This window comes from Bradyrhizobium genomosp. I (2014) (genome assembly GCF_000261685.1).
Lineage (GTDB): Bacteria > Pseudomonadota > Alphaproteobacteria > Rhizobiales > Xanthobacteraceae > Bradyrhizobium.
Window position 1 is genome coordinate 1 of record NZ_AJQE01000475.1, and the last position, 1,502, is coordinate 1,502.

Sequence of the window (1,502 nt, forward strand, 5' to 3'; positions counted from 1 at the left end):
CACGTTCCAAGAAAAGTGGGTACTAGTCAGGCTCCTGGTCGGCCTGGGGCTTCGGTTCGCGCAGCACGATTTTACCCAAAACGGCCAAGCCGGGCGCGATCACGATATTGAAACCCTTGCCGTCATCGTTCGGCCAAGCGGCGCCGATCCGCGTCCATGTAGAATTTCGGCCGTCACCGGCCACAGCGAAGGCATCGTGCGTGGGCTTTCGACTTTCAGACATGAGGTTTCCTTTTCAAAACGAGGGATGTTCATCATGACCGACAATCCGCGCCAGGGCTCGGCGCGGGATGACTTCTTTCGGGCCTCGGCGCTGCAACTGCTGACGGCGTTGATCGCCGATGTCTGTTTGTCCGGTCATACGGAAAAGAAGGATCAGCACCTCCGCCAGGTCCGCGCCAACCTGTCGGAGCCGGAGCCGAAGTTGCGCCAGCGGCTTCAGACGATTTACGACAACTCCGAGTCCGGATTCGTGAAGGAGAATGTCGCGCCCTTCATCGCCATGACGCCAGAGACCTTCAGCGGCGTCTACGCCAATGCGGTGAAGGAAACCCACTGGCTCTCCTATGGCAACTATGCCGCCCTGGTGTCCGGATCGAGCTTCACGACGGCCGAGCTCGCGGAGGGCCGGACGGACGTCTTCATCAATCTCGACCTGAAGACCCTGGAGAACCATGCCGGCCTCGCCCGCGTCATCATCGGCTCGCTGCTCAACGCCATCTACAATCGCAATGGCGAAGTGACCGGCCGGACCCTGTTCCTACTCGATGAGGTCGCGCGTCTCGGCTACTTACGCATTCTCGAAACCGCGCGTGATGCGGGGCGCAAATACGGCATCACCCTCTTGATGCTCTACCAGTCAATCGGCCAGATGCGCGAGGCCTATGGCGGCCGCGATGCCACCAGCAAGTGGTTCGAAAGCGCATCCTGGATCTCCTTCTCGGCGATCAACGACCCCGAGACGGCGGACTACATCTCCAAGCGCTGCGGCGACACGACGGTCGAGGTCGATCAGCTGAGCCTGTCCTCGCAGACGTCGGGTTCCTCCCGGACGCGGTCCAAGCAGCTCGCGCGCCGGCCGCTGATGCTGCCGCATGATGTCTTGCGCATGCGAACCGACGAGCAGGTCATCTTTATTGCGGGCAATCCACCGCTGCGATGCGGACGCGCCATCTGGTTCCGGCGCACCGACATGCGCGCCTGCGTCGGCGAAAACAGGTTCTATCGGAGAGACGCTGGTCGGCGTCGCTGATTATCGCGAACGCGGCGATGAGAAAGACGTGGGCGGCATACAAACGACCGGCTGGTTCCCAGGCAGAGAAAGAAAGGGCGTACGTGGAAGGGCAGTATTGTCTGGGAACGGAAAGCCGAGACGGAGCGCATCCAGCAACGACGGCATACCGGGCTCGATGCTCGGCTCGTCGTACGAGCCGGCGCATCATCTCGCCCGCCACCTGTAAGCCGCCTAATTTTTGATCCAGACGTAGGGCTCCACGCTGTTG

The 1,502-nt window shown here is 61.4% G+C and carries 1 protein-coding gene and 1 pseudogene; one reads left to right on the top strand and one right to left on the bottom strand.

Annotated features, from left to right (window positions below; translation table 11 throughout):
• Positions 1–22: 22 nt before the first annotated feature.
• Positions 23–223 (bottom strand): hypothetical protein, encoded by a 201-nt coding sequence (locus tag IC50_RS38710; RefSeq protein WP_035666406.1) that lies wholly within the window; start codon positions 221–223, stop codon positions 23–25.
• Between the two features lie 27 nt (positions 224–250).
• Between IC50_RS38710 and IC50_RS38095 the strand changes: the two are divergent.
• Positions 251–1,252 (top strand): annotated as a pseudogene (locus IC50_RS38095) (type IV secretory system conjugative DNA transfer family protein); the annotation flags it as partial.
• Between the last annotated feature and the right edge of the window lie 250 nt (positions 1,253–1,502).

Bases quoted from the DNA above. Each gene is read 5' to 3' on its own strand.
- IC50_RS38710 (WP_035666406.1), bottom strand. From the start codon at position 223: ATGTCTGAAAGTCGAAAGCCCACGCACGATGCCTTCGCTGTGGCCGGT.